The sequence below is a fragment of the Kitasatospora sp. A2-31 genome (assembly GCF_022288725.1).
Taxonomy (GTDB): Bacteria; Actinomycetota; Actinomycetes; order Streptomycetales; family Streptomycetaceae; genus Kitasatospora.
The window spans coordinates 61328-82492 of sequence record NZ_JAKNTA010000011.1 but is presented as its reverse complement, the minus strand read 5'-3'; the positions used below and the strand labels follow the sequence as shown (position 1 = coordinate 82492).

The following is a 21165-nucleotide window of genomic DNA, read 5'->3' as shown; positions in this document are numbered from 1 at the left end:
GGAAGGGGCGGCGAGGAAGGGGCGGCGAGGAAGGGGGACGAGGGCACGGCGGAGGCGGGGTGGTGCGGCGGGGCCGCCGCACCACCCCGTCCGTCCGGGTCAGCGCAGGTGGGCGGCCAGGATCGGGCCGATCACGTCCAGGGCCTCCGGCGTGGTGAAGCGGCTGTGCGGGATGTCCAGCGGGTGGTTCTCGATCGGGCCGTCCACGTGCTCCGTCCACAGCTCGGTCAGCGGTGTGCCGTCGGCGCCGCGGCCGGGCAGGGCCTCGAAGAAGAGCACCCGTCCCCGGTAGCGGCCGGGCTGCTCGCCCCGGGCGAGCGCGATGTTGTTGGCGGTCACCTTCACCAACCGGTGGAGCGCCGCCGGGTCCAGCCCGGCCAGCACGCTGCCGCGCACCCGCAGCAGCTCCGACACGGCCGCGGCGGTGGGGAGTCCGTCACCCAGGGCGTCGCCGTCGCCGGCCGTGGCGGCCACGGCGTCCGTGGCCGCTGCGCCCAGCTCGTCGAGGTCGAGGCCGTCCAGCGCCAGTGAGAGGATCTCCGCGTCGCCGGGCCGGCCGGCGTGCCGGAACCGGCCGGTGGGGTGCGAGTCGAGCATCGCCAGCAGCGCCACCTCCTCGCCCGCGGCCTGCAGTTGGCGGGCCAGCTCGTGGGCCACCGTGCCGCCGAACGACCAGCCGAGCAGGTGGTACGGGCCGCTCGGCTGGACCTCGCGGATCAGCCGCAGGTAGTCGGTCGCCATCTCGGCGACGCTGCCCGGCAGTTCGCCGTCCCCGCCCAACCCGCGGGCCTGCAGCGCGAACAGCGGCCGGTCGCGGTCCAGATGGCGGACCAGGCCGGAGTAGCACCAGCCGAGGCCGCCGCCGGGGTGTACGGCGAAGAGCGGCGGACGGGTTCCGCCGGTCCGCAGCGGCAGCAACTGCCCGAGCCCGTCGGAAGATCCGGTGTCGCCCTCGCCACCGATCCGCTCGGCGAGCAGGGCCACGGTCGGGGTCTCGAACAGGGCCCGCAGACCGATCCGGACGCCCAGCTCGTCGCGGATCCGGGCGGTCAGCCGGGCGGCCAGCAGGGAGTGGCCGCCGAGGTCGAAGAAGTTGTCGTCGATGCCGACGGTGCCGGTGTTGAGGGTGGTGGCGAAGAGGCCGCAGAGGACCTCCTCGCGGGGGGTGCGGGGTGCGCGGCCGGTCCCGCCGGTCGTGGTGGCGGGCGCGGGGAGGGCGCGGCGGTCGAGCTTGCCGTTGGGGGTGAGCGGCAGGGTGTCGAGCAGGACGACGGCGGACGGGACGAGGTGGGCGGGGAGTCGGGCCGCGGCGGTGGCGCGGAGTTCGGCCGGGTCCGGGACGGCGTCGCCGGTGGGGACGAGGTAGGCGACGAGCCTCGGGTCGCCCGGGCTGTCCTCGCGGAGCAGGACGGCGGCCTGGGCGATGTCGGCTCGGCCGGTGAAGTGGGTTTCGATCTCGGCGGGGTCGATGCGGAAGCCGCGGAGCTTGATCTGGTCGTCGGTGCGGCCGAGGAACTCCAGCCGGCCTTCCTGGTGCCAGCGGCCGAGGTCGCCGGTGCGGTACATCCGCGAGCCGGGACCGCCGAACGGGTCGGGCAGGAAGCGCTCGGCGGTCAGGGCCGGGCGGCCGAGGTAGCCGCGGGTCACCAGGTCGCCGGCGATGTAGAGTTCGCCGCCGACGCCGATCGGCAGTGCCCGCAGCGCACCGTCCAGCACGTACATCCGGGTGTTCCAGACCGGCCGTCCGATGGTGATCACGCCGGAGGGCGCGGTGTCGCCGGGCTCGATCCGGAACTCGGTGCAGCCGACGGTGGTCTCGGTCGGACCGTACTCGTTGATCACAGTGGCGCCCGGGTGCCGGCGGCGCCACTCGTCCAGCACCTCGCCCATCAGCGACTCGCCCCCGAGCACCAGCTGCTCGCTGGGCGAGAAGCGCTCGGGCAGCGCGGTCAGCAGCGCCAGGTGGCTCGGGGTGGCCTTGACGAAGGTCGGGCGCTCGAACTCCCCGGCCGTGGGCGCCTGGTCGTCCAGCTCGATCAGCTGGACGGTGCCGCCGCTGGTGAGCGGGGCGAACAGGCCGGTGACGGTGAGGTCGAAGGAGACCGGCGAGTGGACCAGGGCGCGGCCGGCCACACTGCCGTAGGCCTCGCGGGCCCAGGCCAGGTAGGCGTCCAGCGAGTGGTGCTCGACCACCACGCCCTTGGGGCGCCCGGTGGAGCCCGAGGTGTAGATCACGTAGGCCGGGTTGCGTAGCGACAGCGGTGCCGACCGGTCGGCGTCGGTGAGCTCGTGCGCGGGCAGGGCGGCCAGTGCGGCCACCGTCTCCGGGCCGTCGAGCAGCAGGTGCGGGTGCCCGGTGGCGGGCAGCTGGGCGGCCGCCTCGGTGGTGGTGAGCACGCAGAGCGGCTGGGCGTCGGCGAGCGTGTAGGCGATCCGCTCCCCCGGGTGGGTGAGGTCGATCGGCAGGTACGCCGCACCGGCCTTCAGCACGGCGAGGACGGCCACCAGGGTCTCCACCGAGCGGGGTACGGCCAGGGCGACCAGCCGCTCGGGGCCGGCGCCGCGGGCCACCAGATGGCGGGCGAGGCGGTTGGCGGCGGTGTCGAGTTCGGTGTAGCTGAGGGCGTCGGTGCCGCAGGTGACGGCGGTGGCGTCGGGGGTGCGGGCGACCTGGGCGGCGAACAGCTCCGGCAGCGTCCGGCCGGGGAGCTCGCGGGTCGGGCCGTTCCAGTCGGTGAACAGGGCCCGGCGCTCGTGCTCGGTGAACAGGTCGATGTCGTGGATGGGGGTGTCGGGGTGTTCGGCGGCGCTGCGCAGGATGCGCTGGAACTGGTCGGCGAGGCGTTCGACGGTGGCGGGTTCGAAGAGGTCGGCGGCGTACTCGATGGTGACGGTGAGGCCGTCGGGCGCGCCGTCGGCGGTGCGGTGCTCGGTGACGGTGAAGGAGAGGTCGAACTTCGCCGTCCGGCCGGCCTCTCCCTCCGGGCCGACCGGCGCATCCGGTGCCCAACCGTCCGTCCCCTCGGTGGTGTTGTTGAGGGTGAGGATGGTTTGGAAGAGGGGGTGGTGGTGGGGGGTGCGGGTGGGGTTGAGGGCTTCTACGAGGCGTTCGAAGGGGAGGTCCTGGTGGGTGAGGGCGGTGAGGTTGAGGTCGCGGGTGTGGTGGAGGAGTTGGGTGTGGGTGGGGTTGCCGGTGGTGTCGGTGCGCAGGACGAGGGTGTTGACGAAGAAGCCGATGAGGTGGTCGAGGTGGGGGTGGGTGCGGCCGGCGGTGGGGGTGCCGATGGGGAGGTCGGTGCCGGCGCCGTTGCGGGTGAGGAGGGTGGCGAGGGCGGCGTGGAGGGTGTGGAAGAGGGTGGCGTGGTGGGTGTGGGCGTGGGTGGTGAGTTGGTGGTGGGTGGTGGGGTGGGTGTGGGTGGTGTGGGTGCGGGCCTGGTGGGTGGGGTTGGTGGGTCGGGGGTGGTCGGTGGGGAGGGGGATGGTGTCGGGGAGGTTGGTGAGGTGGTTGGTCCAGTGGGTGAGTTGGGTGTGGAGGGGGGTGCCGGGGGTGTCGGGGTTTCCGAGGTGGTGGTGTTGCCAGAGGGTGTAGTCGGCGTACTGGACGGGGAGTTCGGGCCAGTTGGGGGTGCGGCCGGTGGTGTGGGCGTGGTAGGCGGTGGTGAGGTCGTGGGTGAGGGGTTGCATGGACCAGCCGTCGCCGGCGATGTGGTGGAGGACGAGGGTGAGGAGGTGGTGGTCGGGGGCGAGGGTGAGGAGGGTGGCGCGCAGGGGGAGTTGGGTGGTGAGGTCGAAGGGGGTGGTGGCGAGGGTGGTGATGTGGGTGTGGGCGTCGGTTTCGTCGGTGGCGTCGAGGGTGTGGAGGGGGATGAGGTGGGGGGTGGCGGGGCGGATGTCCTGGTGGGGTTCGCCGTCGGTTTCGGGGAAGAGGGTGCGCAGGGTCTCGTGGCGTTCGACGACGTCGTCCAGGGCGGCCTGGAGGGCGGCGGTGTCCACGGCCTCGCTCAACCGCAGCACCACCGGCATCGCGTAGGCGCTGGTCCCGCGCTCCATCCGGTTGAGGAACCAGAGCCGTCGCTGGGCGAAGGAGAGCGGCAGCGCATCGGGGCGCTCCGCCCGGACCAGCGGCGGTAGCACGGCGGCGGGCGCGGCCCCCGCCACGCGTGCGGCGAGCTCTGCGACGGTCGGCGCCTCGAAGAGGTCACGGATGCCCAGCTCGGCGCCGAGCTCGGTGCGGACGGCCGCGACCAGGCGCATCGCCAGCAGGGAGTGGCCGCCCAGGTCGAAGAAGTCCTCGTCGATGCCCGGTGCGCGCTCGGTGCCCAGCACCTCGGCGAAGATCCGGCACAGCGCCGCCTCCCGCTCGTCGCGCGCGGCCCGGCCGGGGACGGCCTCCTGGCGGGGCGGAGCGGGCAGCGCCCGCCGGTCCAGCTTGTTGTGCGCGGTCAGCGGCAGCGCGTCGAGCACCACCAGCGCGGACGGGACCATGTAGCCGGGCAGTGCCTTCGCCAACTCGGTGCGCAGGGCTGCCGGTTCCACCTCGGCGCCGGGCGCCGGGACCAGGTAGCCGACCAGCTGCCGGTCGCCCGGCCGGTCCTCGCGGACGACCGCGGCCGCCGCCGCCACCGGCGTCAGCGCGGCCAACGCGGCCTCCACCTCACCCAGTTCGATCCGGAAGCCGCGGATCTTCACCTGGTCGTCCAGCCGTCCGAGGAACTCGATCGTGCTGTCCGCCAGCCGTCGGGTCAGGTCTCCGGTGCGGTAGAGCCGGGCGCCCGGCGCGCCGAACGGGTCCGGGACGAAGCGCTCGGCGGTGAGCCCCGGCCGGCCCAGGTAGCCGCGGGTCACCTGGGCGCCGCCGATGAACAGCTCGCCCGGCACCCCGACCGGCACCGGCTCCCCCCGGCCGTCCAGCACGTACGCCCGGACGTTGCCGAGCGGTCGGCCGATCGGCACGGTCGCGGTGGCGGCCAGATCCTCGATCCGCGGGTGGTGGGTGGTCACCCCGACCGTGGTCTCGGTGGGACCGTAGTGGTTGAAGACCTCGCACCCTGCCCGGCCCAGCACCTCGCGGACGAAGGTGCTGGTCGAGCCCTCGCCGCCGAGGATCAGTCCACGGCGGGGCAGCACCCGATGCTCGCCGCCCGGACCCTCCAGCGCCGCCAGGTGCGAGGGGCTGATCTTCAGGTAGTCGATCGCGTGCTCCTCGAAGTAGGCCGCCAGCCGGCGCCCGTCCGAAGCGGTGTCGGCGTCCACCATGTGCAGGGTGCCGCCGCCGAGCAGTGCTGCCGACAGCACCGTGACGCAGGAGTCGAAGGTGAACGGCTGGACCATCGCGTACCCGGCCTCCGGCACGAGGGCCAGCGCGGACACCACGGCGGTGCGGTAGTTGAGGACCTGCCGGTGCTCGACCACCACGCCCTTGGGGCGGCCGGTGGAGCCGGAGGTGAACAGCACGTAGGCGGCCTGGCCCGGGTCGACGGCCACCTCCGGGGCGGTGTCGGGCAGGGCGTCGAGGGCCAGCTCCTCCACCACGACCGCCTGCACGGCGGCCGGCAGCCGGTCGGCCGAGTCGGCGCGGGTGATCACCACGGGGGCGGCGGTGTCGGCGAGCATCATCGCCATCCGCTCCTGCGGCTGGGCCGGGTCGATCGGCACGTAGCAGCCGCCGGCCTTGAGCACGGCCAGCAGCGCCACCACGGTCCAGGCGCCCCGCTCCAGGCAGATGCCGACCGGGGTCTCGGCGCCGACCCCGAGCCCGCGCAGGTGGTGGGCCAGCCGGTTGGCCAGCCGGTCCAGTTCGGCGTAGCGGTGGGTGCCGTCGGCGCCGACCACCGCGACGGCCTGCGGCGTCCGCGCCGCCTGCTCGGCGAACCGGCCGTGGAAGGTGCCGGCGGACACCTCCAGGGCGGTCGCGTTCCAGCCGTCGAGCACCAGCGCGCGCTCGGCGGCGGTGAGCAGCGGCAGCCGGCCGACCGGGCGGTGCGGGTCGGCGCAGGCCTCGCGCAGCAGGGTGGCGTAGTGGGCCAGCAGGCGCTCGGCGGACCGGTCCTCGTAGCGGTCGGTGCGGTGCACCAGGGTCAGCACCAGGGTGTCGCCGGTCTCCGAGACGGTGAAGGTCAGGTCCCGCTTCGCGTCGGCCGGGCCGGCGCCGTCCAGCGGGCGCAGCACCAGCTCGCCGGGCGCGGCGGCGGACTCCTCGGCGGGAGCGCCGCCCGGGGCGGCCTGGTCGAGCACCAGCATGGTGCGCGCCAGCCCCTCGGGGGAGCCGGCCCGCAGTCGCGCGGCCAGCTGCTCGAAGGGCACCTCCTGGTGCTGGAGGTCGCGTCGCGTCGCCTCGGCGGCCCGGTCCAGCAGTTCGGCGAAGGTCGGCTCGCCGGTAGGGGCCTCCCCGGCGGAACCGGGGGAGAGGTCGCCACGCAGCAGCAGGGTGTTGATGAAGCAGCCGATCAGGCCTTCGAGTTCGGTGCGCTCGCGGCCGCCGACCGGGGTGGCGACCACCGGGTCCTCCCCGCAGCCGTAGCGGTACAGCAGCGTCTGGAGGGCGGCCAGTGCCACCGTGAAGAGGGTGGTCCGGTGCCGGGCGGCCAGGGCGCGGAGGCCCGCGGTCAGCTCGGCGGGCAGCTCCAGGCTGTGCGAGCCGGCGCGTGCTCCGCCCTCCGGGCGGCCGGTCGCGGTGGCCGGCGGCGGGGTGTCGGTCAGGCCGGACAGCCGCTGCTGCCAGTAGTCCAGGCTCTCCTGGTACGCGGCGCCGTCGAGGCGGCCGCGCTGCCAGGCGGCGAAGTCGCCGTACTGCACCGGCAGCGGCGGCAGCTCCGCACCGCCGGCCGGCCCCGCCGCCGACCGGTAGGCGGCCGCGACCTCGCCGAGCAGCACGTTCACCGACCAAGCGTCGACGGCGATGTGATGGGCCGTCAGTACGAGTACGTGCTCCTGGTCGCCGGTGCGCAGCAGTGCGGCCCGCAGCAGCGGCCCGGAGGCCAGGTCGAAGGGGGTGTGCGCCTCGGCGGCGAGCCGTTCGCGCACCTGCGCCCCGGCGTCCGCCGTCGACCGGAGGTCGGTCACCGGCAGCTCGAACCCCGCCTGCTCGTGCACCAGTTGCACCGGCGAACCGTCCGCCCCGGCGGCGAAGGTGGTGCGCAGCACCTCGTGCCGGGAGATCACCGTGCGGAACGCCCGGGCCAGCCGCTCGGCGTCCAGCGGTCCCCTGCAGACGACCGCCATCGGCACGTTGTACGCAGCCGAATCCGGGGCGAGCTGCTGGGCCAGCCAGATCTGCTCCTGGGCGAAGGAGAGCGGCACCGGTGCCCCCGGGGTGCGGCGCGGCACGCCGGCCGCGGCGGCCGGCCGCCGGGCCAGCCGCTCGCGCAGCCGCGCCTCCAGCCGGGCCCGCTGGTCGGGCGACAGCTCGGCGATCCGGCGGGCGGTGTCGGCGGCCCCGGCAGCGGTCGTACCGGCGGCGACAGTGCCGGCCTCGGCGGCGTAGCCGGCCGACGACGCGGTGGTGGCGGACTGGGTGGTGCTCACGGTGCTCTCCCCGGAGAAGGTCGGGCTGGCCCGAAGGCGCTGGGCGGAAGGCGGAGTTGGGGTGGTGGCGCGCGGGGCGGGCGGGGCCGGCGGAGCGCGCGCGGAGCGGTCAGAACAGGACGCGGGAGCCGGCGGCGGCCCGGGCGTCGCGGGACTTGCGCAGGTCGCGCGCCACGTTGACCCGCTTGAGCCAGCGGTCGGTGCCGTCGAAGCGCGCGGAGAAGGAGCTGCGGCCGTGCACCGCCCGGTAGTTGTCGACGAAGACGATCTCGCCGGGGGCCAGTGCGGCGCCGCCGAGGCGGCGGTCGATCTCCGCCGAGAGCCGCTGGAGCGCGCCCCGGGCCTCTTCGTCCAGCCGGTCCAGGTCCATGAAGTACGGGTCCAGGCAGAGGTAGGGGTCGGTGGGCGAACCGAACAGCACCGGCACGGGCGCGGCGTCGTCGCGCATCCGCTTCAACCGGTCGTACGCCTGGTCGAGCAGTTCCGCACCGCCCGCGAGCGCCCGGCCCGGTCCGCTGTCGAGCATCTGGAGGTGCGAGTTGTCCGGCAGCATGTAGAACCGCGGCTCGGCGAGCACCCGCCGGTCCGCGGCGGAGATCTCCAGGTCCTGCACGCCGACGAAGGTGGTCGGCACCCGGTCCGGGTTGCGCAGGCAGAGCAGGCCCACGTAGTCGCCCCGGTAGGGGTGGAAGGCGTCCTCGACGTGCCAGAAGATGGTCTGGTTGCTGCCGGTCCCGATCTGCTCGTCCTCGTGGCCCTTCACCGGCAGGACGTCGTGCACCAGGTAGCCGTCCTGCTGGGTGGCCCAGGCGACCGGCTCGCCGAGCAGGGCCCCGCAGAGCAGCAGGAAGATCTCCTCGCGCAGCGCCGGGGAGACCCCGGCGCGGTGCTGCCAGTGCGCGGGGGTGGCACCGATCCGGTCCTGGTCGACGCGGTAGCCGGAGACCACGCAGGCGCCGGCCGGCTCGTGCAACCGGAAGTCGGTCAGGAAACGGCGCAGGGCGAGCGGCAACCGGTGGGAGTGGAGGGCCAGTTCGTCCTGGAGGGCCTGGTCCTCGACGCTGTCGTGCCGGTCGGCCAGCTCGTCGAGCAGGGCGGCGACCGCGTCGGCGTCGGCGGGGTCGAGAGCGAGGGTGTGCATGGGTGTCACCTCGGTGGTCGGTGGTGCGGGAGGGCTCGGCGGAGCCCGGACGGAGGGGCGGCGGGGAAGGCCGGCGGTCGGGCCCGCGGCGGGCCTCAGGCGGCCGCGGGCAGCAGCGCGGCGAGCCGGTCGAGCCCGGCGGCGAGCTCGGTGGAGGAGCCGCCGAAGCCGAGCCGGATGTGCTGCGGGGCGCCGAAGCAGACGCCGGGTACGACCAGGACGCCGTGCTCGCGGTCGAGCCGGTCGGCGAACGCGGTCACGTCCGCCACCGTGGTCAGCTCGGGGAAGGCGGTGACCCCGCCGGCCGGCAGGTCGGCGCGCACCCGGTCGCGGTGCTCGGCCAGCCAGGCGGCCAGCACCGCGCGGTTCGCGGTGGCCTGGGCAAGCCGGGGACGGAGCAGCTCGTCGGCGTGCCGGACGGCGTGCGTGGCCACCGCCTCGACCAGCGGGGAGAGCGCCAGGCTGGTGTAGTCGCGGCGGCGCACGCAGCCGGCCAGCACCTCGGGCGCGGCCAGGGCCCAGCCGACCCGCAGGCCCGGCAGGCCGTACGCCTTGGAGAGGGTGCCGAAGGAGATCGCCCGGGGGTAGCCGGGGGCCGGGTCGGGCAGCGGCTCGCGGTCGTAGACCAGGTGCTGGAAGGCGTTGTCCCAGGCGAGCCAGGTGCCGTACCGGGCACAGGCGTCGACGACGGCGGCCTGCTGGTCGGCGGTGACCGTGGCGCCGGTCGGGTTGTGCGGGAAGTTGACCACCACCATGGCGGTGGCCGGGCCGATCAGCGCCAGCAGCTCGTCCTCGTTGGTGACCACGCCGTTCGCGGTGCGCATCGCCCAGGGGATGATCCGGCAGCCCAGCGAGGCGGCCACCTCGACCAGCGCGTGGTAGGCGGGTGCCTGCACCACCACCTCGTCGCCGGGCTTCAGCAGGGCCTGCATGACCAGGTAGATGGCCTCGCTGGAGCCCTGGGTGGCGATCACCGCGCCGGGGTCGGTGCCGTGCCGCTCGGCGAGGGCGGCGCGCAGCGGCTCGCCGCCCAGCGAGTGGCTGTCGCGGAACACGATGCCGCCGAGCGAGGCCGCGTCGGTCCCGGCCAGGGCGAGGACCTGGTCGACGGTGTAGTTCTCGACACCGCTGCTGCTGATGTCGTAGGTGGTGGTGAAGTACCGCTCGCGGAGCCAGTCCTCGAGCAGGGCGGGGGCGATGGTCACGGGATTCCTCCAGGGGCCGGGCCGGGTGGGGCCCGGCGGGTCGGGTGGGCGGTCGCCGGGGCGGGGTGGTCGGGCGGGTTTCAGGCCGAGGCGAGGCCGTCCTCGGCCTCCAGTTCGGCGAGCAGCTGCGCCAGGTCGTCCGGGTCGGTCCCCTCGGCCTGGAGCTGCACCACCCGCAGGGCCAACTCGGCGACGGTGGGTGCCTCGTAGAAGACGCGCAGGGGCACGTCGACCTGGCAGGCCTCGCGCACCCGGGCGGCGAACCGGGCGGCCAGCAGCGAGTGCAGACCCAGGTCGAACAGGTCGTCGTGGACGCCGACCGCCGGCAGGCCGAGCAGCTCGCCCGCGAGTTCAGCGATCTCCCGCTCGGCCGGGGTGCGCGGGGCGACCGCCGCGCCGCCGGCCAGCTCGGCCCGCCCGGGCCGGGGCAGCGCGCCGCGGTCGAGCTTGCCGTTGCCGTTCAGCGGAAGCGCGGGCAGCAGCACGATCGCCGACGGCACCAGGTACTCGGGCAGCCGCTCGCGCAGCGCGGCGCGCAGCTCGAAGCCGTCCGGCGCGGTACCGGGGGCGGCAACCGCGTAGCCGACCAGGCGCTTCTCGCCCGGCTCGTCCTCGCGGACCACCACCGCCGCGGCGCCGACCCCGGGCAGCTCGGCGAGCCGTGCCTCCACCTCGGCGGGCTCGATCCGGTGACCGCGGATCTTCACCTGCTGGTCCCCCCGGCCGATGAACTCCACCTCGCCGTCGGCCCGGTGGCGCGCCAGGTCGCCGGTGCGGTAGAGCCGGGCGCCGGGCGCGCCGAACGGGTCCGGGACGAAGCGCTCGGCGGTGAGGCCGGGGCGGCCCAGGTAGCCGCGGGCCAGGCCGGCGCCGCCGAGGAACAGCTCGCCGGGGGAGCCGATCGGCACCGGCCGACCGGCAGGGTCCAGCAGGTAGACGGTGGTGTTGGGCAGCGGGCGGCCGATCGGCAGGCCGTCGCCGCCCACCGGCTCGTCGGTGACCCGCCGGGTGGTCGAGGTGCAGGTGACCTCGGTGAGCCCGTACACGTGCACCAGCGGCACCCCGAGGCGCTGCCAGACGGCCAGCCGGTCCCGGCGCACCCGCTCGCCGCCCATCGCGACGAACCGCAGGTCCGGCGGGAGCGCGGCGCCGGTGCGCTCCAGGTCGGCGGTCCAGTCGTGCCAGTAGGCGGTGGTCAGCTCCAGGCCGGTGATCCGGTGCTCCGCCAGGTAGCGGGTCAGGTCGACGCCGCGGGCCAGCAGCCGGCTGCCGGGCAGCACCACGGTGGCGCCGGCCGCCAGAGCCGGGAACAGCTCCTCGACCAGCACGTCGAAGCCGGTGGAGGCCAGCTGGAGGAAGCGGTCGCCGGGGCCGAGGCGGAACTCCTCGGCCATCGCCAGGGTGAAGTTCACCAGGCCCCGGTGGGTGAACATCGAACCCTTGGGCAGGCCGGTGGTGCCGGAGGTGAAGAACACGCAGGCCAGCGACTCCGGTTCGGTCACCGGGACGGGGCGGGCCGGGACCGCCGGCCCGGCGTCGTCCGGCTCCTGGAGCGGCTCCTGGAGCGGCTCCACCCGCAGCCCGTCGAACAGCGGTCCGGCCGGGCCCCCGTCGGTGAGCACCAGCTCGGCGCCGGAGAGCTCCAGCAGCCGGCGCAGCCGCGCCTCGGGCAGCTCCGGATCCAGCGTGGTGAACGCCGCGCCCGCCTTCAGCACCCCGAGCAGGGCGGTCACCAGCTGCGGCGTCGGGGACGCGTGCACCGCGATCACGCTCCCTGCCCCGGCCCCCAGCCCGCGCAGCCGTGCGGCGCAGCGCTCGGCGGCGGCCTCCAGCTCGGCGTAGCGGGTCGTGCGGCCCTCGTGCTCCAGCGCCGGGGCGTCGGGAGTGCGGGCCGCGGCCGCCGCGACCAGGTCGTGCAGGCCGCCGGCCGGGACGGGGCGGGCGGTGTCGTTCCACCCGGTGAGCACCGTGCGGCGCTCCTCGGCGTCGAGCAGCGGCAGCGCGGACAGCGCGGTCCGCGGCGCCTCGGCAGCGGCCGACAGCAGCACGCCGAAGCGGTGCGCCAGGCGGGCGATGCCCGCCGCGTCGAACAGGTCCGTCGCGTACTCCACCGTGAAGGCCAGCCGCCCGTCCTGCTCGACGGCGGTGAACATCAGGTCCATCAGGCAGGAGCCGGTCCGCGCGTCCAGCGGCTCCACGTGCAGCCCCGCGAAGCCGGCCCGGGGCGCCCGGGCGCTCTGCAGGGTCAGCATGGTCTGGAACACCGGGTGCCGGGCGGGGTCGCGCTCGGCACCGACGGCGTCCAGCACCTGCTCGAACGGCACCTCCTGGCAGTCGAAGTCGGCCAGCGTCCGGTCCCGGGTGCGCTCCAGCAGTTCGGCGAAGGCCGGGTCGCCGGAGAGGTCGCCGCGCAGCGCCAGACTGTTGACGAAGCAGCCCACCAGGCCGTCCAGTTCCTGCTGCCCGCGGCCGGCGACCGGGGTGCCGACCAGGACGTCCTCGGCGCCGGAGAGCCGGCCCAGCAGGGCCTGGTAGCCGGCCAGCAGCACCATGAACAGGGTGGCGCCGTGCCGGGCGCCGAGCGCGCGCAGCCGCTCCGTCAGCTCGGCGGGGAGCTCGAACTCGTGCACCGCCCCGGCCAGGCTCGGGACGGCCGGGCGCGGCCGGTCGGTGGGCAGCTCCAGCACCGGCAGCGGCCCGGCCAGCCGCTCGCGCCAGTGCGCGAGCTGCCCGGTCCAGCGGCCCTCGGCGGCGCGGTCGGCCTGCCAGCGGGCGTAGTCGGCGTACTGCACGGGCAGTGGCGGCAGCTGCCGGCCGTCGTAGAGCGCGCCGAGGTCCTCGACCAGCACGCCCATCGACCAGCCGTCGAGCGCGATGTGGTGGATCACCAGCACCAGCACGTGCTCGGCCGGTGCCACCCGCAGCAGCAGGGCGCGCAGCGGCACCTCGGCCGCCAGATCGAACGGACGGGCGACGAAGGCGTCGACCACCGCCTCGGCCTGTTCGCCCCCGGCGAGGTCGCGCACGGTCAGCGGCGCCTCGCCGACCGGCAGCACCCGCTGCTCCGGTACGCCGTCCACCTCCGGCAGGACGGTGCGCAGCACCTCGTGCCGGGCCGTCAGCGCGCGCAGCGCGGCGGCCAGCGCCACCGGGTCCAGCTCGCCGCCGATCCGCACCGCGGTGGGGACGTGGTAGGCCGGGTTGCCCGGGGCGAAGCGGTCGAACAGCCACATCCGCTGCTGGGCGAAGGACAGCGGCAGCGGACGGCTGCGGTCCGCCGGGACGACCGGTGGCAGCGCGGGGGAGCCCTTGGCCGGGCCGCCGTCGGTGCCGGCCGCGGAGCGCAGCCGTTCGACCAGCTCGGCCTGGGTGGCCACCGTGACGGCGGCGAACACCTCGCGCAGCCGCAGCTCGACGCCGAACTCCGCGCGCAGCGCGCCCACCAGCCGGTTGGCCAGCAGCGAGTGGCCGCCGAGGGCGAAGAAGTCGTCCAGCACGCCGACCTCGGGCAGCTCCAGCAGCCGCTGCCAGATCGCGGCGATCGCGGCCTCGGTGGCGGTGCGCGGGGCGAGCCGGTCGGCCGCGCCGGCCGCCGCGGCCGGCGCGGGCAGTGCGGCCCGGTCCACCTTGCCGTTGGGGGAGAGCGGCAGGGCCGCCAGCTCCGTCCAGAGCGAGGGCACCAGGTGGCCGGGCAGCCGCTCGCGCAGCCAGGCGGCCAGCTCGGCGCCGGAGGCCGGAGCGCCGGTCGCGGAGGGCACCCAGTAGGCGGCGAGCCGCCGGTCGCCCGGGGCCGCCTCGCGGGCCACCACGATCGCGTCGGCCACGGCCGGGTGACCCTGCAGCACTCCGGTCACCTCGCCCGGCTCGACCCGGAAGCCGCGGATCTTGACCTGGTGGTCGGCCCGCCCGAGCAGCTCCAGCTCGCCGTCGGCCCGGCGGCGGGCCAGGTCGCCGGTGCGGTAGAGGCGCTCGCCCGGTACCCGCCCGTAGGGGTGGGGCACGAAGCGCTCGGCGGTGAGGCCGGGGCGGCCCAGGTAGCCGCGGGCCAGGCCCTCGCCCGCCACGCACAGCTCGCCGGGCACGCCGGCCGGCACCGCCCGCAGCAGCCCGTCCAGTACCAGCAGCCGCTGGTTGGGCAGCGGGCGCCCGTACGGGACCGGGGCGGTCGGGTCGGCGTCCTCGGGCACCGGGTACTCGTTGTTGCAGAAGGCGGCCTCGGCCACCCCGGCCGAGTTGACCACCCGGCAGCCCGGCGCGGCGGCGCGCAGCCGCGACGGCAGGGCGGGCGGCAGCACGTCCCCGCCGATCAGCGCGGCGCGCAGGCTGTCCAGCGCCAGGCCGTGCTCCTCCGCGGCGGCCAGCATCGCCTCGGTGCCGGCCGGTCCCATCGACCAGACGGTCACCCGGTGGCGGGCCACCAGCTCGGCCCAGTGCCGCGGGTCGCGGGCCGCCTCCGGCGCGGGGAAGACGGCGGCGGCGCCGACCAGCAGCGGCGCCAGGCAGTCGTGGACGGCCGGGTCGAAGCTCGGCGAGTGCAGCGCGACCATCCGGTCGCCGGGGCCGAAGCCGTGCGAACGGGCCAGCCCGGCGAAGGTGTTGACGATGGCGCGGTGGGCGACGGCGACGCCCTTGGGACGCCCGGTGGAGCCCGAGGTGTACACCAGGTAGGCCAGGTTGGCTTCGCCGGCGCGGGAGCGGCCGACGGCGGCGCGGTCCACGGGCCCGCCGCTGGAGCCGTCGGTGGAGCTGCCGGTGGAGCCGTCGTCCCCGCGGCCGAACTCCGGTCCGTCGGCGGCGATCTCCTCCAGCAGCAGCACCTCGGTGCCGGCCGGCAGCACGCCCGCGGTGGACCGGTCGGCGAGCACCACGGCCGGCCGGGCGTCGGCGAGCATGAACGCCAGCCGGTCGGCCGGGTAGGACGGGTCCAGCCCGAGGAAGGCCCCGCCGGCCCGCAGCGTGCCGAGCATGGCGGCGCTGAGCCCCGCCCCGCGCTCCAGGCACAGCGCCACCGGCACGTCCGGCCCGACGCCGCGCGCCCGCAGCCGGTGGGCGATCCGGGCCGCCCAGGCGTCCAGCGCCCGGTAGTCGAGGGAGCCGGACTCGTCGACCACCGCGACCGCCCCCGGGGTCCGGGCCGCCTGGCGGGCGAACAGCTGGTCCACCCGCAGGCCGGCCGGGAGCTCGCCGTCGGTGTCGTTCCAGCCGTGCAGCTGCTGCTCCAGCTCCTCCGGGGTGAGCATCGGCAGAGCGGACAGCCGGGTGCCGGGCGCCCGGACGGCGGCGGTCAGCAGGGTGGTCCAGTGGCCGAGCAGCCGGGCCACCGTCGAGGCGTCGAAGAGGTCCCGGGCGAACTCGGCGAAGCCGGTGAAGCAGCCATCTTCCTCGGCCAGTTGGAGGTCGAGGTCCAGGTGGGCGCTGGCCCGCGCCACCGCCACCGGCTCGACGTCGAGGCCGGTCAGCGCGGGCGTGACGGCCGGCGCGTTCTGCAGCACGAAGCCGACCTGGGCCAGCGGGTTGCGCGACAGGTCGCGGCTGGGCGCCAGCTCCTCGACCAGCCGGTCGAAGGGCAGCTCCTGGTGCTCGAAGGCGTCCAGCGCGGTGCCCCGCACCTGCTCCACCAGATCGGTGAAGCTCGGGTCGCCGGCCAGCCGGGTGCGCAGCAGCACCGTGTTGACCAGCGCGCCGACCAGCAGCTCCGTCCCCGGCGGGCGGGTGGCGGGCCCGGTGGCCACCACCACCTCCTCGGTGCCCGCGTGCCGGGCCAGCACCGCCTGGAAGGCGGCGAGCAGAACGATGTAGGGGGTGGCGCCGGCGGCCCGGGCGAGGTCGCGGACCGCCTGCGAGGCGGCCGCGTCCAGCCGCACCGGCACGGTCGCGCCGCGGAAGCTGCGCACCGCCGGGCGGGGGCGGTCGCCGGGCAGCTCCAGGGCCTGCGGCGCGCCGGCCAGCCGCTCGCGCCAGTGGTCGAGCAGCCGCTCGCCGAGGCCGCCGTCCAGCAGGGCCTGCCGCCCGGCCACGTGGTCGGCGTAGCGCAGCGGCAGGGCGGGCAGTCGGGCCGGCCGCTGCTCGGCCAGGGCGGCGTAGCACTCGGAGAGTTCGGACATCAGCAGGCCGAAGGACCACCGGTCCACCACGATGTGGTGCAGCACCACGACCAGCAGGTGCTCCTGCGGCCCGAGGGCGATCAGCTCGGCCCGCAGCAACGGCCCCTTGGCCAGGTCGAAGGGCTGCTCGGCGAGCCGGCCGGCCAGCTCCCGGACCTCCGCCTCGCCCGCGCCGGTGGCCTCGGTCACGCCCAGCTCGAAGACGCGGCGCGGCAGCACCAGCTGGACCGGGACGCCGTCCCGGGCCGGGAAGACGGTGCGCAGCGCCTCGTGCCGGTCGACCAGCAGCTGGAAGGCCTGCCGGAGGTGGTCGGTGGCCAGCGGTCCGCGCAGCCGCAGGGCGGCGGCGGTGTTGTAGACGCCGCTGGGGCCCTCCAGCCGGTCGATCAGCCAGAACCGGCGCTGGGCGGCGGAGGCCGGCAGCACCTCGGCGGTGCGGGGGGCGGTGGCCACGGGGTGCTCCTTCACGGGGGCGGGGTCGGGGGTCGGGCTGCTGGGGGCGCTCGGGGTGCGCGCGGCGGCGGTCACCGGCCCCCGCCCATCAGCTCCGCCAGCTCCTCGGCGGACAGGTCGTCGAAGCCGGCGGCGTCGGCCGGTACGGCCTCGCGCACCGGGGCGGCCGCCGGCTCGGGAGCCTCGGCGGCCGGGGCGCGGCGCACGGCCTCGGCGTACTCGCCCAGCACGGGAGTCTCGAACAGCGCCCGCACGGGCAGGGCGCGGCCCAGCGACTCGCGGACGCCGGCGGTCACCTGGACGGCCAGCAGGGAGTGGCCGCCGAGGTCGAAGAAGTCGTCGGCCAGCCCGATCCGGGCCACGCCCAGGGCGGCGCTCCAGATCTCCGCGAGCGCCCGCTCGGTGTCGTCGCGCGGGGCGAGCAGCGCGGTCGAGCCCGTGGACCAGTCCGGGGCCGGCAGCGCGGCCCGGTCGAGCTTGCCGTTGGCGGTCAGCGGCAGCGCGTCCAGCGTCACGAAGGCCTCCGGGACCATGTACTCCGGCAGCCGCTCCCGGAGGTGGGAGCGGAGCACGGGCACCAGGCGGCGGGCGGCGCGGCCGCGGTGCGGGTCGTTGGCCCAGTGCGACCAGGGCAGCCGCGCGTCGTCCCCGGCGGGCGGCAGCGCGGTCTCCGGCTCGGTGCCGGCCGGTCGGAACGCGGCGTCGAAGCGGCCCAGCGGGTCGCCGGCCGCCCAGCTGAGCTCCACGGCGTGCCCGTGGCGATCGGCCAGCTCCCGGAGTTCCTGCGGGTCCAGCGCGGGCTCCCCGGCATCGACGGCATCCGCGGTGTCCGGGCCCGCTCCGGCGGCGAGCCGCGCGGCGGTCCGGGCGTCGGCGTGCACCCGGGCGTTGGGGATGCCGGTGACCACCAGAGGGGAGCCGTCCAGCAGCGCCCGCAGCTCGCCGCCGGTCCACGGCACCGTGCGCACCGCGGGGGCGGCCGGCTCGGTGTCCAGGTGCAGGACGACGTCGTAGCGGTAGCGGGTCATCTCGTTGCGGTCGTGCCCGGGCTTCGGCAGCACCTCCACCCGGCCGATCCGGGGGATCTCCCGGCGCAGGGCCGCGAAGAAGCGCGGGTCGAGCAGCAGTTCGTCCTCCTGCCGGACGGCCTGGCGGACCTGGCGGGCCAGCTCGGCGTCGCCCGCCCCGGCGGGCAGACCCGGCTGCAGCACCGACACCTGGAAGGCGTCCAGCAGGGCGAGGTGCCGGACGTCGCCGACCACCATCCGGCCGCCCGGGGCCAGCAGCGCGGCGGCCCGGGTGAGCACCTCGACCAGGTAGCCGGCGCTCGGCAGGTACTGGGCCACCGAGTTGACGACGACGGTGTCGAACCCGCCGGCCGCCAGGTCGTCCAGCTCGTGGCCGGCGCGGCGCAGCAGCCGGATGTGCTCCCAGTGCGCCGGGAGGTGGCGGCGGACGTGGGCGACCGCGCTGTCCGACAGGTCGAGGGCGGTGTACTGCTCGCAGTCGCCGGCCAGCCGGAAGAGCAGCAGGCCGGTGCCGCTGCCGATCTCCAGGATCCGGCGCGGGCCGGTGCGCCGGACCAGCGCGACGGTGTCCTCCACCCAGCGCCGCATCTCCTCGGCCGGGATCGGCTCGCCGGTGTAACTGCTCGTCCAGCCGCGGATGTTGAAGGTCGGGTCGGCGCCGCCGACCTGCTCGTACTGCTCGTAGGCGGTGTCGAAGACCGTCCGCCACTGCGACACCTGTTCGGCGTCCTCGGCACGGTCCGCCGGCTCCTTGGGCGATCCGCCGTCCTCGGGGACCAGGTAGGCGACCAGTCCGGTGCCGCCGCCCGGGGCCTCGCGGGGCAGGACGGCCGCGTGCCGCACGCCCGGGTGGGCGCCCAGCTCCGCCTCGATCTCGCCGAGCTCGACCCGGTGCCCGCGGACCTTGACCTGCTGGTCGATCCGGCCCAGGTACTCCAGCGTGCCGTCCGGCAACCGGCGGGCGAGGTCGCCGCTGCGGTAGAGCCGTTCGCCGTCCCCGAGCGGGGAGGGGACGAAGCGCTCCGCCGTCAGGCCCGGTCGACCCAGGTAGCCGCGGGCCAGGCCCGGCCCGCCGACGCACAGTTCGCCGGGCACGCCGGGCGGTACGGGCTCGCCGCGCCGGTCCAGCAGGTGCACCGCGAGATCGGCGAGCGGGCGGCCGATCACGCTGCCGGGGGCGGCCAGGTCGGCCGGGCCCAGCCGGTGCGCGGTGACGTGGACGGTGGTCTCGGTGATCCCGTACATGTTGACCAGCCGCGGGCCGTCGGGGTGCCGGGCGGCCCAGGTGCGCAGCGCGCCCGGCTCCAGGGCCTCGCCGCCGAACACCACGTGCCGCAGCGCGAGCGGCCGGCCGGCCGGTCCGGCCTCCGCAGCCTCGGCGTCGGCCTCGGCGTCGGCGTCGGCGAACTGGCGGAAGGCGGTGGGCGTCTGGCTGAGCACCGTGACGCCCTGGGCGCGCACCAGCGCGTGGAACGCGGCGGGGCTGCGCCGGGCCTCCTGCGGCACCACGGCGATCCGGCCGCCGTGCAGCAGCGCGCCCCAGATCTCCCAGACCGAGAAGTCGAAGGCGGCGGAGTGGTACAGCGACCAGACGTCGTCCGGGCCGAACGGCACCTCCGTGGCGGCCGCCTCGAAGAGCCGCAGCACGTTGGCGTGGGTGAGCAGCGCGCCCTTGGGGCGCCCGGTGGTGCCCGAGGTGTAGATCACGTACGCGAGGTGGTCAGGTCCCAGCGGGGCCGGCTCCAACGGTTGCTCGGCACCCGCCGGGTCGAACTCCTGGTCGACCGTCAGCACCGCGATTCCGTCGGCCAGTTCGGCGTGCTCCGGATCGGCGACCAGGGCCACCGCACCGGAGTCGGCCAGGGTGTAGGCGAGCCGGTCGGCCGGGTGGCGGGGGTCGAGCGGGACGTACGCGCCGCCGCTCTTCAGGATGCCCAGGATGCCGATGACCAGCCGGACCGAGGGCTCGACACAGATCGCCACCCGGCTCTCCGGTCCCACCCCGAGCTCGCGCAGCCGCCGCGCCAGGGCGTCGGAACGGTGGTCCAGCTCGGCGTAGCTCAGGCTCTCCCCACCGCCGTCGACCGCGATCGCCGCCGGGCGCAGCCGGACCTGCTCGGCGAACGCGGCCGGCAGGCTGCGCGCCCGCGGAGCGGCGGCGCGCCGGGCGGCGCCGGCCGCCAGCTCGGCGCCGCGCTCACCCGCGTCCAGCAGCGGCAGCGCGTCCAGCCGGGTGTCCGGGGCGGCGACCGCGGCGGCCAGCAGGTGCAGCCACTGGTCGACGAACCGGCGCACCGTGCGCTCCTCGTACAGCTCGGTGCTGTAGTCGGCCAGGCCGGTCAGGCCCTGCGGGGTCTCGGTGACCTGGAGGTGCAGGTCGAACTTGGCGGTGCCGGTGTCCACCGCGGCCACGTCCATCCGCAGGCCGGGCAGCTCGATGGCGGTCTCCGGGGTGTTCTGGAGGACCAGCAGCAGGTTGGCGAACGGGGTGCGCCCGCCGGCGTCGCGGTCGGGCCGGACCTCCTCGACGATCCGCTCGAACGGCACGTCCTGGTGGGCGTACGCGGCGAGCGCGGACTCCCGCACGCGGTCCAGCAGTTCGCGGAAGGTCGGGTTGCCGGACAGGTCGGTGCGCAGCGGCAGCATGTTGACGAAGAAGCCGATCAGGCCCTCGGTCTGCGGGTGGTTGCGGTTGGCCACCGGGGAGCCGACCACCAGGTCGCTCTGCCCGCTCCAGCGCTGCGCCACGGCGGTGAAGCCGGCGAGCAGCGCCATGTAGAGGGTGGCGTCGTGCTCCCGGGCCAGCGCGGTGAGCCGGGTCGCGAGGTCACCCTCCAGCCGCCACGGGAAGCAGGCGCCGGCGAAGCCCTGCCGGGCGGTGCGCGGCCGGTCGGTGGGCAGGTCCACGGTGCTGGGTGCGCCGGCCAACCGCTGGCGCCAGTGGTCCAGTTGGGCCTCCAGCGCCTCGCCCGACACCCGCTGGTGCTGCCAGAGCGCGAAATCGGCGTACTGCACCGGCAGTTCGGGCAGTTCGGGCAGTTCGGTCGGTTCGGGCAGGCGGGGCAGCTGACCGTCGTCGGCCGGCTCGGTGCAGTCGGGCCGGTAGTGGTGGGCCAGTTCGCGGACCAGGATGTCCAGCGACCACCCGTCCGCCACGATGTGGTGAACGGCGAGCACCAGCAGGTGCTCCTCCTCGGCCAGCCGGGCCAGCCGGCCGCGCAGCAGCGGGCCGGCGTCCAGGTCGAACGGGCGGCGGCTCTCCTGCTCGGTCAGCTCGGAGAGGGCGGCCTCCCGGGCGTCGGCGGGCAGCGCGGACAGGTCGGTGAGCGGCAGCGCCACCTCGACCCGGGCGTGCACCACCTGCTCGGGCCGGCCCTCCTCGGCGCGGAAGGTGGTGCGCAGCGCCTCGTGCCGGTCCACCACCCGGCCCAGCGCCCGCTCGAGCGCGCAGGCGTCCAGCCGGCCGGTCAGCCGGACGGTGCAGGCGATGCTGTAGAGCGGGCTCGGGCCGGCGAACTGCTCGACGAACCAAAGCCGTTGCTGGGCGAAGGAGAGCGGCAGCCGAACGGTCCCCGCGGGGCGGGGGGTGATCAGGCCGGCGGCGTCGGTGCGGGCGAGGCCCTGCTGCTGGAGCAGCTTGGCGAGCAGGCGGCGCTTCTCGGCGGAGAGTGCGGCGCGCTGGGGTGACTGGCTCATGCGTGGTCCCGGGC

General features: G+C 76.0%; 5 protein-coding genes. All 5 read right to left on the bottom strand.

Translation table 11 applies throughout. The annotated features are described in order from the left end of the window. Positions 1-99 precede the first annotated feature (99 nt). Positions 100-7524, bottom strand: coding sequence for a non-ribosomal peptide synthetase (locus MCM47_RS27660; RefSeq protein WP_238864440.1), 7425 nt, complete (start codon positions 7522-7524; stop codon positions 100-102). A gap of 109 nt (positions 7525-7633) precedes the next feature. Further along, positions 7634-8665, bottom strand: a complete 1032-nt coding sequence (gene gntD / locus MCM47_RS27655; RefSeq protein WP_238864439.1) for a guanitoxin biosynthesis L-enduracididine beta-hydroxylase GntD — start codon at positions 8663-8665, stop codon at positions 7634-7636. Positions 8666-8760: 95 nt separating this feature from the next. Beyond that, positions 8761-9870, bottom strand: coding sequence for a capreomycidine synthase (gene vioD / locus MCM47_RS27650; RefSeq protein WP_238864438.1), 1110 nt, complete (start codon positions 9868-9870; stop codon positions 8761-8763). 80 nt (positions 9871-9950) lie between these two features. Further along, the gene (locus tag MCM47_RS27645; RefSeq protein ID WP_238864437.1) at positions 9951-16427 is read right to left on the bottom strand and encodes a non-ribosomal peptide synthetase; all 6477 of its coding nucleotides are present in this window, start codon (positions 16425-16427) and stop codon (positions 9951-9953) included. Positions 16428-16498: 71 nt separating this feature from the next. Further along, on the bottom strand, positions 16499-21151 hold the full coding sequence (locus tag MCM47_RS27640) for an amino acid adenylation domain-containing protein (protein WP_238864436.1): 4653 nt from the start codon (positions 21149-21151) through the stop codon (positions 16499-16501). Positions 21152-21165: the final 14 nt, after the last annotated feature.

Coding starts and splice junctions, on each gene's coding strand:
- gntD (WP_238864439.1), bottom strand. CDS start 8,665: ATGCACACCCTCGCTCTCGACCCCGCCGACGCCGACGCGGTCGCCGCC.
- MCM47_RS27640 (WP_238864436.1), bottom strand. CDS start 21,151: ATGAGCCAGTCACCCCAGCGCGCCGCACTCTCCGCCGAGAAGCGCCGC.